At 72.5% G+C, this 11,909-nt stretch carries 11 protein-coding genes; 7 read left to right on the top strand and 4 right to left on the bottom strand.

Going from position 1 to position 11,909, the window contains the following annotated elements; genetic code table 11:
- Positions 1 to 328: 328 nt before the first annotated feature.
- The 4 genes from ACZ4MH_RS15725 (at position 329) to ACZ4MH_RS15710 (ending at position 4,330) form a co-directional block, all read left to right on the top strand.
- Positions 329 to 1,480 carry an energy-coupling factor ABC transporter permease gene (locus ACZ4MH_RS15725; protein ID WP_351596488.1) on the top strand — a complete coding sequence of 384 codons (1,152 nt, stop codon included), beginning with the start codon at positions 329 to 331 and terminating at the stop codon, positions 1,478 to 1,480.
- Position 1,481: 1 nt separating this feature from the next.
- The gene (gene cbiQ / locus ACZ4MH_RS15720; RefSeq protein ID WP_351596490.1) at positions 1,482 to 2,243 is read left to right on the top strand and encodes a cobalt ECF transporter T component CbiQ; all 762 of its coding nucleotides are present in this window, start codon (positions 1,482 to 1,484) and stop codon (positions 2,241 to 2,243) included.
- The gene (locus tag ACZ4MH_RS15715; protein ID WP_351596492.1) at positions 2,240 to 2,998 is read left to right on the top strand and encodes an energy-coupling factor ABC transporter ATP-binding protein; all 759 of its coding nucleotides are present in this window, start codon (positions 2,240 to 2,242) and stop codon (positions 2,996 to 2,998) included. Before cbiQ ends, ACZ4MH_RS15715 begins: the two co-directional genes overlap by 4 nt.
- A 123-nt stretch (positions 2,999 to 3,121) precedes the next feature.
- The gene (locus tag ACZ4MH_RS15710; RefSeq protein WP_351596495.1) at positions 3,122 to 4,330 is read left to right on the top strand and encodes a serine hydrolase domain-containing protein; all 1,209 of its coding nucleotides are present in this window, start codon (positions 3,122 to 3,124) and stop codon (positions 4,328 to 4,330) included.
- A gap of 40 nt (positions 4,331 to 4,370) precedes the next feature.
- Here ACZ4MH_RS15710 and ACZ4MH_RS15705 read toward each other — a convergent pair whose 3' ends face one another.
- The 4 genes from ACZ4MH_RS15705 to ACZ4MH_RS15690 form a co-directional block, all read right to left on the bottom strand.
- A complete protein-coding gene (locus tag ACZ4MH_RS15705; protein ID WP_351596498.1) occupies positions 4,371 to 5,222 on the bottom strand; it encodes an EamA family transporter in 852 nt (283 codons plus the stop codon).
- A complete protein-coding gene (locus ACZ4MH_RS15700; protein WP_351596501.1) occupies positions 5,219 to 5,704 on the bottom strand; it encodes a YbaK/EbsC family protein in 486 nt (161 codons plus the stop codon). Before ACZ4MH_RS15700 ends, ACZ4MH_RS15705 begins: the two co-directional genes overlap by 4 nt.
- 93 nt (positions 5,705 to 5,797) lie before the next feature.
- On the bottom strand, positions 5,798 to 7,456 hold the full coding sequence (locus ACZ4MH_RS15695) for a penicillin-binding transpeptidase domain-containing protein (protein WP_351596503.1): 1,659 nt from the start codon (positions 7,454 to 7,456) through the stop codon (positions 5,798 to 5,800).
- Between the two features lie 195 nt (positions 7,457 to 7,651).
- Positions 7,652 to 9,430 carry a dolichyl-phosphate-mannose--protein mannosyltransferase gene (locus ACZ4MH_RS15690; protein WP_467754534.1) on the bottom strand — a complete coding sequence of 593 codons (1,779 nt, stop codon included), beginning with the start codon at positions 9,428 to 9,430 and terminating at the stop codon, positions 7,652 to 7,654.
- A gap of 85 nt (positions 9,431 to 9,515) precedes the next feature.
- Here ACZ4MH_RS15690 and rsmI point away from each other — a divergent pair, with 85 nt between their 5' ends.
- The 3 genes from rsmI (at position 9,516) to ACZ4MH_RS15675 (ending at position 11,877) form a co-directional block, all read left to right on the top strand.
- A complete protein-coding gene (gene rsmI / locus ACZ4MH_RS15685) occupies positions 9,516 to 10,385 on the top strand; it encodes a 16S rRNA (cytidine(1402)-2'-O)-methyltransferase (RefSeq protein WP_351596506.1) in 870 nt (289 codons plus the stop codon).
- Between the two features lie 168 nt (positions 10,386 to 10,553).
- Positions 10,554 to 10,976 carry a hypothetical protein gene (locus tag ACZ4MH_RS15680; protein ID WP_351596509.1) on the top strand — a complete coding sequence of 141 codons (423 nt, stop codon included), beginning with the start codon at positions 10,554 to 10,556 and terminating at the stop codon, positions 10,974 to 10,976.
- A gap of 31 nt (positions 10,977 to 11,007) precedes the next feature.
- The gene (locus tag ACZ4MH_RS15675) at positions 11,008 to 11,877 is read left to right on the top strand and encodes a TatD family hydrolase (RefSeq protein ID WP_351596512.1); all 870 of its coding nucleotides are present in this window, start codon (positions 11,008 to 11,010) and stop codon (positions 11,875 to 11,877) included.
- Positions 11,878 to 11,909 lie beyond the last annotated feature (32 nt).

Raw genomic sequence — 11,909 nt, 5'->3', positions numbered from 1 at the left:
ACTCGACTCCCATAACTCACCCCAAGGGGTGACGGTGTGTGGAACTGTGCCCCACGCTTCCCTCCGGGCGTACGCCAGTGCCGCACGCGGTGGTGGCAGATGTCATACCGCGCCCCTTCCGGTACGGAACAAAACGTTCCGCGGTCGCCGCAGAGCCGATGAAAAGAGGTGGATTACCGCCTTTTGTCGGTGCCGGCCGGGGTGCCCACGACGGACGCAGGGGGAGTGACCTCCCCGAACGGGCAGTTCCGCAGTATGGGCGCTCTTGCACATGATTTGCAGTACGACCACCATGAGTGGGTTACGACCACGAGCGGAGAGCCCAGCCATGCATGTCCCCGACGGATTCATCAACGCCCCGGTCTCGGTGGCGACCGGTGCGGTCGCCGCGGCCGCCGTCGCGGTCAGCCTGCGCGGCGCCCGCCGCGAGCTGGGCGGCGACGGCCTCGGCGGTGAGCGCACCGCGCCGCTCGCCGGCCTCGTCGCCGCGTTCATCTTCGCCGTACAGATGCTGAACTTCCCGGTCGCCGCCGGCACCAGCGGCCACCTCCTCGGCGGGGCGCTCGCGGCGATACTCGTCGGCCCGTACACCGGCGTCCTCTGCGTCTCCGTCGTCCTCCTCATGCAGGGCGTCCTCTTCGCCGACGGCGGCCTCACCGCGCTCGGCGTCAACATCACGGACATGGCGCTGACCACGACGGTCGTCGCCTACTTGATCTTCCGCGGCCTGGTGAAGGTGCTGCCCCGCAAGCGCCGCTCGATCACGGTCGCGAGCTTCGTCGCCGCCCTGGTCTCCGTCCCGGCCGCCGCCCTCGTCTTCACCCTGATCTACGCGCTCGGCGGCACCGCGGACGTCTCCACCGGCAAGGTGCTGACCGCCATGGTCGGCGTGCACGTCCTCATCGGCATCGGCGAGGCCGTCATCACCGCGCTCACGGTCGGCGCGGTGATCGCCGTACGGCCCGACCTCGTGTACGGCGCCCGCGGCCTCAGCAAGCCGCTCGAACTGAAGGTCGTCCCTGTCGCCGCCCCCACGGCACCTGGCGCACCCCGTCCCGAGCCCGCAGCCCCCATCGCCGCGTCCGAGGCGGCTCCCACGGCCGAGGCCGAGCCCAAGACTCCCGCTCCGGCGCCCGCCCACCGCTCCACCAAGCGCGTCTGGCTCGCCGGCGTCGCCGCGGCGCTGGTCTGCGCCGGCGGCATCAGCTACTACGCCTCCGCCAGCCCCGACGGCCTGGAGAAGGTCGCCCACGACCAGGGCATCGACAAGCAGGCGAAGGACCACGCCGCCAAGGACTCCCCGCTCGCCGACTACAGCGTCAAGGACATCACCGACGCCCGGCTCTCCGGCGGCCTGGCCGGCGTGATCGGCGTCGGCGCGACCCTGGCCGTCGGCACGGGCGTCTTCGTCGTCATCCGCCGCCGTCGCGACGCCGCGGACGCGTCCGCCACCGACGACCGCACCCCGCAGCAGGTCTGACATGGGTGCGGGACACGCTCACAAGCTCTACCGGCACGGGCACTCGCCCGTGCACGCGCTCCCCGCGCACTGCAAGATCGCGGCCGTCTTCGGCTTCGTACTGATCGTCGTCTCCACGCCCCGCGAGGCGGTCTGGGCCTTCGGCCTGTACGCAGTCTTCCTCGCGGCGGTCGCGGCGGCGGCCCGCGTCCCCGCCGGCTTCCTCCTCAAGCGGCTCCTCATCGAGGTGCCGTTCGTGGCGTTCGCGCTGCTCATGCCGTTCGTCGCCGAGGGCCCGCGGGTGCATGCCCTCGGCATGTCGCTCAGCGAGTCCGGCCTGTGGGGCGCCTGGAACATCCTCGCGAAGGGCACCCTCGGCGTCGCGGCATCGGTCCTCCTCGCCTCCACCACCGAACTCCGCGCGCTCCTCCTCGGCCTGCAGCGCCTGAAGATGCCCCCGATGCTCGTCCAGATCGCGTCCTTCATGATCCGCTACGGCGACGTGATCACCGACGAGATGCGGCGGATGCGCATCGCCCGCGTCTCGCGCGGCTTCGAAGCGCGCGGCGTCCGCCACTGGGGCGTCCTCGCCAAGTCCGCCGGCGCGCTCTTCATCCGCTCCTACGAGCGCGGCGAGCGCGTCCATCTCGCGATGGTCAGCCGCGGCTACACCGGCACGATGCCCGTCACCGACGAGGTGACCGCCGACCGCGCCCAGTGGACCTCCGCCGCGGTGCTCCCCCTCGCCGCCCTCGCCGTCTGCCTCCTCGGATGGACCCTATGAACACCACAGCCCCCTCCCTCGACGTCTCCGGCCTCGCCTACGCCTACCCCGACGGCCACCAGGCCCTCTTCGGCGTCGACCTGACCGTCGCCCGCGGCGAGCGGGTGGCCCTGCTCGGCCCGAACGGCGCCGGCAAGACCACCCTCGTACTCCACCTCAACGGCATCCTCGAAGCGGGCGCCGGCACCGTCGCCGTCGCCGGCCTCCCCGTGGCCAAGCGCAACCTCGCGGAGATCCGCCGCCGCGTCGGCATCGTCTTCCAGGACCCCGACGACCAGCTCTTCATGCCGACCGTGCGCGAGGACGTCGCGTTCGGCCCCGCCGCGGCGGGCCTCCGGGGCGCCGAGCTGGAGGAGCGCGTCATCGAGGCCCTCGACCGGGTCGGCATGGCGGGCTTCGCCGACCGGCCCCCGCACCACCTCTCCTTCGGCCAGCGCCGCCGGGTCGCGGTCGCCACCGTCCTCGCCATGCGCCCCGAGATCCTCGTCCTGGACGAGCCCTCCTCCAACCTCGACCCGGCCTCCCGCCGCGAACTCGCCGACGTACTGCGCTCCCTGGACGTCACGGTCCTGATGGTCACCCACGACCTCCCGTACGCGCTGGAGCTCTGCCCCCGTTCGGTCGTCCTCTCCGGCGGCGTGATCACCGCCGACGGCCGGACCCAGGACCTGCTCTCCGACGCGGACCTGATGGCCGCGCACCGGCTGGAACTGCCCTTCGGCTTCGACCCCCGCTCGGTGACCGCACCCGTGTGACCTGCGGCCCCGTCGCGGCGCCGGGAGCGGACTCGTCCCTGTGACCCTCCCCACGGGCAGCGGGTTCCTGGTCATCAGCACTGATCGGCGCGTTGCACCATGGATGGGTCACAAACGCGACGGATGAGTGGGAAGCGGGAACCAGTGGTGGACGTCCACGGCACGGTCGAGGCCGGCTATGAGCCGGTCCGCGATGCCTTCGCGGCGAACTTCGCGCGGCGCGGCGAGCGTGGGGCGGCGGTCGCCGCTTATCGGCACGGGCGCAAGGTCGTCGATCTGTGGGCGGGGGTCCGGGACGGGGACGCGGGCGCCGTGGGTACGGAAGCGCCCTGGGAAGAGGGCACCGCGCAGCTCATCCGCTCCGCGACCAAGGGCGTCGCCGCCGTCGTACCGCTCCTCCTCCACCAGCGCGGCCAGCTCGACCTGGACGCGCCGGTCGGCACGTACTGGCCCGAGTACAAGGCCGCGGGCAAGGAGCGCACGCTCGTCCGCCACCTGCTCTCGCACCGCGCGGGCGTACCGGTACTGGACACCCCGCTCACCCCCGCGCAGGCCGTCGACGGCGTCAGCGGCCCCGCCGCGGTGGCCGCGCAGGCGCCGGCCTGGGCCCCCGGCACGGACCACGGCTACCACGCCCAGACGTACAGCTGGCTCCTCTCGGAGCTGGTCCTGCGGGTCACCGGCCGCACGATCGGCGCGTTCGTCGCCGAGGAGATAGCCGGGCCGCTCGGCCTGGACCTGTGGATCGGCCTCCCCGAAGCGGAGGCCGCACGCGGCCGGGTCGGGCGCCTGGCCGAGGTCTCCCCGCCGCCGGCCCCCGACGGGGCGGGCCTCAAGGTACGGCCCAAGCGGTCCGTCGCCGAGGCGTACGACGATCCCACCTCCCTCACCCGCCGCGCCTTCGGGGCGATCTCCCCGCACGCCGACGAGAACGCCCCCGAGTTCCGCGCCGCGCAGCTCCCCGGCTCCAACGGCATCGCCACGGCCCGCGCCCTGGCCCGTCTGTACGCGGCGCTCATGGGCCCGGTGGACGGCCACCCCCGCCTCTTCGCGCCCGCGACGCTGACGCTGGCCCGTACCGAGGAGTCCGCAGGCCCGGACCGTACGCTCATCGCCTCCTCGCGCTTCGGCCTGGGCTACATGCTGCACGGCCCCGCGGCCCCGCTGCTCGCCCCCGGCTCCTTCGGCCACCCGGGCCGCGGCGGCGCCCTCGCCTTCGCCGACCCCGAATCGGGTCTCTCCTTCGGCTACACGACCAACGGCATGCAGAAGAACGTCACGGCGGACCCGCGCGCACAGGCGCTTGTGCGCGCGCTGCGGACGACGGTCTGAGGGTGTGTGCGGGGCGGCAGCCCCGCGAAAAACCCACGACCTAACTCGTGTGCAGCATCAGCCCGATGCCGACGACCATCAGCCCCGCCGCCGCGATCCGCGGCGCCCCGAAGCGTTCCTTCAAGAAGATCGCGCCGATCGCGGCGCCGACGATGATCGAGGACTCGCGGAGCGCCGCGATCGGTGCGAGCGGTGCGCGGGTCTGGGCCCACAGGACCAGCCCGTACGCGAAGACCGAGAGCACGCCGCCGAGCAGCCCGCGGGCGGCGAAGGGGCGCAGCTCGGCGAAGAGCGCGCGGCCCCGCGAGGCCAGCGCGTACGCGGGGATCGCGATGCCCTCCAGGAGCATCAGCCAGCCGATGTAGCCCAGCGGCGTGCCGGAGGCGCGTACGCCGACGCCGTCGACCGTCGTGTACGAGGCGATCGCCAGGCCCGTGGCGACCGCGGCGATGATCGCGGGCCAGTGCGGCCGGGCGCCGGAGCCGCGGATGCCCCACAGGGCGACGCCGAGGAGGCCGGCGGAGGCGAGCGCGACGCCGGTCAGCGCCCACGCGTCGGGCAGTTCGTGGACGAAGACCGCGGCGAGGACGGTGACCACGAGCGGCGCGGTGCCGCGCGCGATCGGGTACATCTGCCCGAAGTCGCCGAGCCGGAAGGACCGCATGAGCAGCGCCTGGTAGACGACGTGCAGGATCGCCGAGCCGATCAGGAACGGCCAGGCGCCGGAGGCGGGCAGCGGCGAGAGCGCGGCGAGCACCGCGCCGCAGACGGCGCCGCCGGAGCCGACGAGGGTGAAGGCGAGCAGCTGGTCCTTGATGCCGTGGGCGATCGCGTTCCAGGCGGCGTGGGTGACGGCGGCGGCCAGTACCGCCGCGACGACGAGCGGGGTCACGGGGTGCGCTCGCGGACGTCCACGACGCGGCCGCCGGCGTGCTCGATGAGCGACTTGGGGTCGAGCGGGAAGACGGTGTGCGGGGTGCCGGCGGCGGCCCAGACCGTGCCGTGCGCCAGCAGCCCCCGGTCGGCCAGGACGGTGGTACGGGTGCGGTGCCCGAAGGGCGGTACGCCGCCGATGGCGTAGCCGGTGGTCTCGCGGACGAGGTCGGCGTTCGCCCGGCCGACGTGGTCCGCGCCCAGTTCGGCGCGGACCTTCTCCAGATCCACCCGGGAGGCACCGTCCATGAGGACCAGGACGGGGACCCCGTCCGCCTCGAAGACCAGCGACTTGACGATCTCGGCGGGCTCGCAGCCGACGGCGGCGGCGGCCTGCGCCGCGGTGCGGGTGGCGTCGGGGAAGCGGCGTACCGCGACTTCGAGGCCCAGCTCGCGCAGGGCGGCGGCGAACAGGGGATGAGCGTCGGCTGAAGTACTCATGGCCCGCACGCTAGCGAAAGCTGTACGGGCCATGCGACCGGGAAAAGGGGGCCGTCCGCGATGTGGACGACCCCCTTCCGGTAAGGGCTGCGCTCAGCCCTGGTTGAGGATGGCGCGGACCACCGGGCCCGCGTTGTCGCCGCCGTGGCCGCTGGCGGGGACGACGGCGGCGGCCGCGAGGTCGCCGCGGTAGGCGGTGAACCAGGCGTTCGGCTTCTTCTGGTTGTCGACCTCGGCGGAGCCGGTCTTGGCGCCGATGTCACCGCTGAGCCCGGACATCGCCTCGGCACCGGTGCCGGACGTGGCGGTCAGCTTCATCAGGTACTTCAGCGCGGACGCGGTGTCCGGCTTCATGTTCCGGGACGCCTTGGCCAGCGTCCGGTGGTCGACGTCCGGGGAGACGATGTACGGCTGGTGGAAGCCGCCGGACTGGACGGTGGCCGCGATGGAGGCGACGTTCAGCGGGTTCATCCGGACGCCGCCCTGGCCGATGAGCGAGGCGGCCATCTGGGCGTCGCTCTGCACCGGGACGTTGCCGTCGAAGCTGGGGATGCCGGTGTTCCAGGTCTGGCCGAGGCCGAAGACGTCCCGGGCCTGCTTGGTCAGGTCGTCGTCGTGCAGCTTCTTCGCCTGCGAGATGAAGGCGTTGTTGCAGGAGGCGGCGAAGCTCTGCGCGAAGGTGCCGTTCTTGATCTCGGACTTGTTGAGGTTCTGGAACTTCCAGCCGCCGTACGTCACGTACTTCGGACACGGGTGCGCCTTGTTCGGCGAGGTCAGGCCCTTGTCGATGAGCATCGACGAGGTGACGACCTTCATCGTGGAGCCGGGGGCCAGCGAGCCCTGCGTGGCGACGTTGAAGCCCTTCTCGGGCGAGTTGGCGATGGCCAGGATCTCGCCGGTGCTGGGCTTGACCGCGACCGCCGACGCCTTGCTCTTGGTGGCGACCGCCTTCTGGGCCGCGGCCTGCATCTTGGCGTCCAGGGTGGTCTTCAGCGTGCCGGGGGTGCCCTTGGAGAGGACCTTCAGGGTCTGGTCCGGCTTCTGCGCGGCCTTGTTGTCGCTCTTGGCGCGCTGGATGAAGAACTCGACGCCGGGGGTGCCGCCGGCCTTGTCGCCGTACTTGTCGCGCAGGCTGGCGAGGACGCCGGCCAGCTCGGGGTTGCTGTCCTTGGTGATCTCGGTGCCGTTGCGGTCCACCGCCTTGATGGGCGGCGCCTCGCTCTCGCCCGTGCGCAGCGTGTCACCCTCGCCGAGGCCGGGGTGCACGATCGTGGGCCGCCAGTCGACGACCGGCTCGCCGGTGGTCTTGTCCCGCTCGACGGTGAGGGAGGTGGCGTACGAGACGGGGGCGCTCTTGCCCTGGTACGAGATCTGCCCGGACACCTGGTACGGCACCTCGTCGCCCTTGCGGGTCCCGGGGGTGAGCGTCACCCGCTCGATGTGGGCCTGCTTGGCGACGCCGGTCAGCGCGGTGGTGGCCGCCTCGGCGTCGTCGGTCAGCTTCGCGGCCTTGGCGACCTCGCCCGACTGCCAGGCGTCCAGGAACCCGGTGGCGGCGGTCTTCACTTCCTTCGCGGACAGCGGCCCGGTCTTCACCGAGGACCCGCCGTCGGTGGACTTGCCGTCCGCCGACATGACCTCCTGCCGCGGGGTCTCGTCACCGGAACTTCCCATCAGGGTGTACCCGCCGACGCCTCCCGCGACCAGGGCGATCGCCCCGCCGATCAGCCCGTACCTCACCTCGCGGCGCATGACTTACCGTTCCCCTCCTGAAGAAGCGTGGCCGTCCCTGGAAACCCGACACAAGAACGTGCAGCGCACTCTATGGGACACGGGGTATTGGAGTGACCCTCGCGCGTCTCGTTACAGCATCGGTACGGTGACACTCAGTCGATGCGGCGGTCACGGAAAGGTCACATCCGAACCCGGCCGTTCCCCGCCGCACCCTCATACCCAGGAGTCCAGCCACATCCGTGCCTGCCATGCGCTCTTGGGGATCGGTAGCCCTGTGTATACGGGATAGAAATAAATGAAGTTCCACACGATGAGCAGGACCAGGATGCCCGCCGCTACGATGCCGGCCGCGCGGCGGCGGTCGCCGGTGAGGAGCAGCCTCGGCTCCGTGACAGGGCCGTCGTGGGGCCGTCCGACGATGGCGCCGAGCATCATCGCCACCGCCAGGCACAGGAACGGGATGAAGACGACCGCGTAGAAGAGGAAGATCGTCCGCTCCTGGTAGAGGAACCAGGGGAGGTAGCCCGCCGCGATGCCGCAGGCGATGGCGCCGGCCCGCCAGTCCCGCTTGAACAGCCAGCGGTAGAGGACGTAGAGCAGCGCGAAGCAGGCGGCCCACCACAGGAGCGGGGTGCCGAGCGCGAGGACCTCGCGGGCGCAGCCCTCCGCCGCGGTGCAGCCGTCCTGGCCCGCCTTGGGGTCCTCGTAGAAGTAGGAGACGGGGCGGCCCAGGACCAGCCAGCTCCAGGGGTTGGACTGGTAGGTGTGGGTGCTCGTCAGGTGGGTGTGGAACTCGTACACCTCGTGCTGGTAGTGCCACAGGCTGCGCAGCCAGTCCGGCAGCCAGGTCCAGCCGGCGGCGCGGCCGTCGGGGGTGGTGGCCCAGTCGCGGTAGTAGCCGCCCTTGGTGGCGATCCAGCCGGTCCAGGACGCGAGGTAGGCGGCCGCCGCGAGGACGACGGTGGAGAGGAAGGCGGGCAGCACGTCGCGGCGGAGGGCCGAGCGGTACGGGTGGCGGGCGCCCGCCGTGCGCCGGGCGCCGGCGTCCCACAGGACCGACATGAGGGCGAAGGCGGCGAGGAAGTACAGGCCGTTCCACTTGGTGGCGGCGGAGAGTCCGAGACAGAGCCCGGCCGCCAGCCGCCAGGGGCGCCACCCGAGCCGCAGCCGGTCGCCGACCGCGTCGTCCGGGCGAGCGAGACCGTCCTCGCCAATGGGCAGCGCCGCGGCGAGCCGGGCGCGGGTGCGGTCCCGGTCGAGCAGCAGGCAGCCGAACGCGGCCAGCGCCCAGAACATGACGATGATGTCGAGGAGCGCCGTGCGGCTCATGACGAAGTGCAGGCCGTCGACGGCCAGCAGCAGGCCCGCCAGGCAGCCCAGGGCGGTGGAGCGCAGCAGGCGGCGGCCGATGCGGCAGAGCATCAGTACCGAGAGGGTGCCGAGCAGGGCCGTCATGAAACGCCAGCCGAAGGGGTTCATGCCGAAGGCCCACTCGCCCAGCGCGATCATCCACTTCCCGATGGGCGGGTGGACGACGTAGGAGTGCTCGGGGCTGAGCAGGAGGTGTGACGGGTGGCCGACGAGCGCGTCGTTGGCGTTCTTCGCCCACGTGCCCTCGTAGCCGTACTGCAGCAGGGACCAGGCGTCCTTGGGGTAGTACGTCTCGTCGAATATCACCTTGTCCGGGCTGCCCAGCCGCCAGAAGCGCAGGATGCCGGCGAGCAGCGCGACCAGGGCGGGCAGGCCCCACGCGGCGAGGCGGGCCGCGCCGGGCGAGACGCGCGGCGCGGGGAAGGGTGCGAGCAGCCGGGTCCGCACGTCCCGCTCCGGGCGTGCGGTGTAGCCGAAGCGGCGCAGCCGCCGCAGCCAGGCGGTCGGCGCCAGGACGCCGTCCTGGGTCGCCTGCGCGGCGCGGGCGGTGGCCCCGGCGGCCACCGGGGCCCTGCCGCGGTCGCCTGCGCGCCGGTCGTTGGTCGCGGTGTCACTCGTCACCGGGCCATCGTAGGGAAGCGGCCTGTGAGAGGCCCGTCTCCCGGCGCGGCGGGAAGGACGCGGCCGCGCCTGAAAGGATGGGGCCGTGACTGGAACGCTCGTACTCGCAGGGACCCCCATCGGCGACACCGAGGACGCGCCGCCGCGGCTGGCCGCCGAGCTGCTCGCCGCCGACGTGATCGCGGCCGAGGACACCCGCAGGCTGCGCCGCCTGACGACCGCGCTGGGCGTGCACACCACCGGGCGGGTGGTGTCGTACTTCGAGGGGAACGAGTCGGCGCGCACCCCGGAGCTGGCCGACGCGCTGGCGGGCGGCGCGCGGGTGCTGCTGGTCACCGACGCGGGCATGCCCTCGGTCTCCGACCCCGGCTACCGCCTGGTGGCCGCGGCGGTGGAGCGTGGCGTGAAGGTGACGGCCGTGCCCGGCCCGTCCGCCGTGCTCACCGCGCTCGCCGTCTCCGGGCTGCCGGTGGACCGCTTCTGCTTCGAGGGCTTCCTGCCCCGCAAGGCGGGGGAGCGGCTCGGCCGGCTGAAGGAGGTCGCCGACGAGCGGCGCACGCTCGTCTACTTCGAGGCGCCGCACCGGCTGGCCGACACCCTCGCCGCGATGGCGGAGGCCTTCGGCAAGGAGCGGCGCGCCGCCGTCTGCCGCGAGCTGACGAAGACGTACGAGGAGGTGCGCCGCGGCCCGCTGGAGGAGCTGGCCGAGTGGGCGGCCGACGGCGTACGCGGCGAGATCACGATCGTGGTGGAGGGGGCGCCCGAGCCGGGGCCCGGCGATCTGGGCCCCGAGGAGCTGGTGCGGCGGGTGCGGGTCCGTGAGGAGGCCGGTGAGCGGCGCAAGGAGGCCATCGCGGGGGTCGCGGCCGAGGCCGGCGTACCCAAGCGGGAGGTCTTCGATGCGGTCGTGGCGGCAAAGAATGCGGAGCGTGGTGATTCTCGTGCGGGTAAATGACCGGTCTGAAAGGTAAAGAGCAGGTCGGCCCGGTGAGGTTCTTTTCCTCGGCCCGCTCAAATCTGGGCCAATAGGAAGAACCTTTGCTGCGTCGCAGCTCGGAAAGGCGTCCACTGGAACTGGGGCGTTCGTCCCCGAGAGCTTGTCCAGCGGACAAGAGGAGCTGCGATGACTGAACCTGTGGGAACCACGAGCGGGACCCCGCACACGCCCGGAACCGAGCCCTCCGCACACGAGGCGTACTCCTTCGCCTGCATGAAATGCGGGCACGGCTGGGAGCAGTCCTACGACATCGAGCACCACGTGGACGTGTCCGGCGCACCGCGCGTCGTCTACTACGCGGACGGCGAGCGCGTCCCGTCACCTCTGACCAGGCCCACCTGCCGCCAGTGCGGCGGGAACATAGTCCGGATCATGCGGGCCGGTCAGGTTTCCATGGTCTCGGCGGCCGCCGAGCGGCTCTACGCGCCGCGCAAGCCGCAGCCCACGACCGGTCCGGCCGGCGACCCCGGCGGTGACGCGTCCGCGCGGCGCGGCCACCACTGGCACCTGTCCGACCTGCTGCACCCCTTCCAGCACCACCGCAGGTAGCCCGGTACCGCGGTGCTCATAGGATCGAGGTATGAGCTCGAAGGACGCACCGCCGCCGCTGCCCGAGCCGCTCGGGGTCTCCGTAGCGGATTCGCACACCCACCTGGACATGCAGACGGGCACGGTCGAAGAGGCCCTCGCCAAGGCCGCGGCCGTCGGCGTGACCACGGTGGTCCAGGTGGGCTGCGACGTGAAGGGCTCGCGCTGGGCCGCGGAGACCGCCGCGGCCCACGAGGCGGTGCACGCGGCGGTGGCGCTGCATCCGAACGAGGCGCCGCGCATCGTCCTCGGTGACCCCGACGGATGGTCGCGTCAGGGCGCCAGGGAGGCGGGCGGCGACGCGGCGCTGGACGAGGCGCTCGCGGAGATCGACGCGCTGGCCGCGCTGCCGCACGTCCGCGGCGTCGGCGAGACCGGGCTCGACTACTTCCGTACCGGCCCGGAGGGCATGGCCGCGCAGGAGCGGTCCTTCCGCGCGCACATCGAGATCGCCAAGCGGCACGGCAAGGCCCTGGTCATCCACGACCGCGAGGCGCACGACGACGTGCTGCGGGTGCTGCGCGAGGAGGGCGCGCCCGAGCGGACCGTCTTCCACTGCTACTCCGGCGACGCGGAGATGGCGAAGGTGTGCGCCGAGGCCGGGTACTTCATGTCCTTCGCCGGGAACGTCACGTTCAAGAACGCCCAGCCGCTGCGGGACGCGCTGGCCGTCGCCCCGGCCGAGCTGGTGCTCGTCGAGACCGACGCGCCCTTCCTGACCCCCGCGCCGTACCGCGGTCGGCCTAACGCGCCGTACCTCATTCCGGTCACGCTGCGGGCCATGGCCGAGGTCAAGGGCATGGACGAGGACGCGCTGGCCACGGCCGTCGCGGCCAACACGGCCCGCGCTTTCGACTACTGAGCCGTCTGCGGAGTGCTCCCGCTCTCCACTAC

This window comes from Streptomyces sp. NPDC026301 (assembly GCF_055567935.1).
The sequence above is the reverse complement of the archived record's forward strand: the minus strand, read 5'-3'. Positions and strand labels throughout refer to the sequence as shown.

What these genes read in the sequence shown, in the direction of transcription:
- cbiQ (WP_351596490.1), top strand. Translation starts at nt 1,482, where the DNA reads ATGGGTGCGGGACACGCTCACAAGCTCTACCGGCACGGGCACTCGCCC.
- ACZ4MH_RS15680 (WP_351596509.1), top strand. Translation starts at nt 10,554, where the DNA reads ATGACTGAACCTGTGGGAACCACGAGCGGGACCCCGCACACGCCCGGA.
- ACZ4MH_RS15710 (WP_351596495.1), top strand. Translation starts at nt 3,122, where the DNA reads ATGAGTGGGAAGCGGGAACCAGTGGTGGACGTCCACGGCACGGTCGAG.
- ACZ4MH_RS15700 (WP_351596501.1), bottom strand. Translation starts at nt 5,704, where the DNA reads ATGAGTACTTCAGCCGACGCTCATCCCCTGTTCGCCGCCGCCCTGCGC.
- ACZ4MH_RS15675 (WP_351596512.1), top strand. Translation starts at nt 11,008, where the DNA reads ATGAGCTCGAAGGACGCACCGCCGCCGCTGCCCGAGCCGCTCGGGGTC.
- ACZ4MH_RS15725 (WP_351596488.1), top strand. Translation starts at nt 329, where the DNA reads ATGCATGTCCCCGACGGATTCATCAACGCCCCGGTCTCGGTGGCGACC.
- ACZ4MH_RS15695 (WP_351596503.1), bottom strand. Translation starts at nt 7,456, where the DNA reads ATGCGCCGCGAGGTGAGGTACGGGCTGATCGGCGGGGCGATCGCCCTG.
- ACZ4MH_RS15715 (WP_351596492.1), top strand. Translation starts at nt 2,240, where the DNA reads ATGAACACCACAGCCCCCTCCCTCGACGTCTCCGGCCTCGCCTACGCC.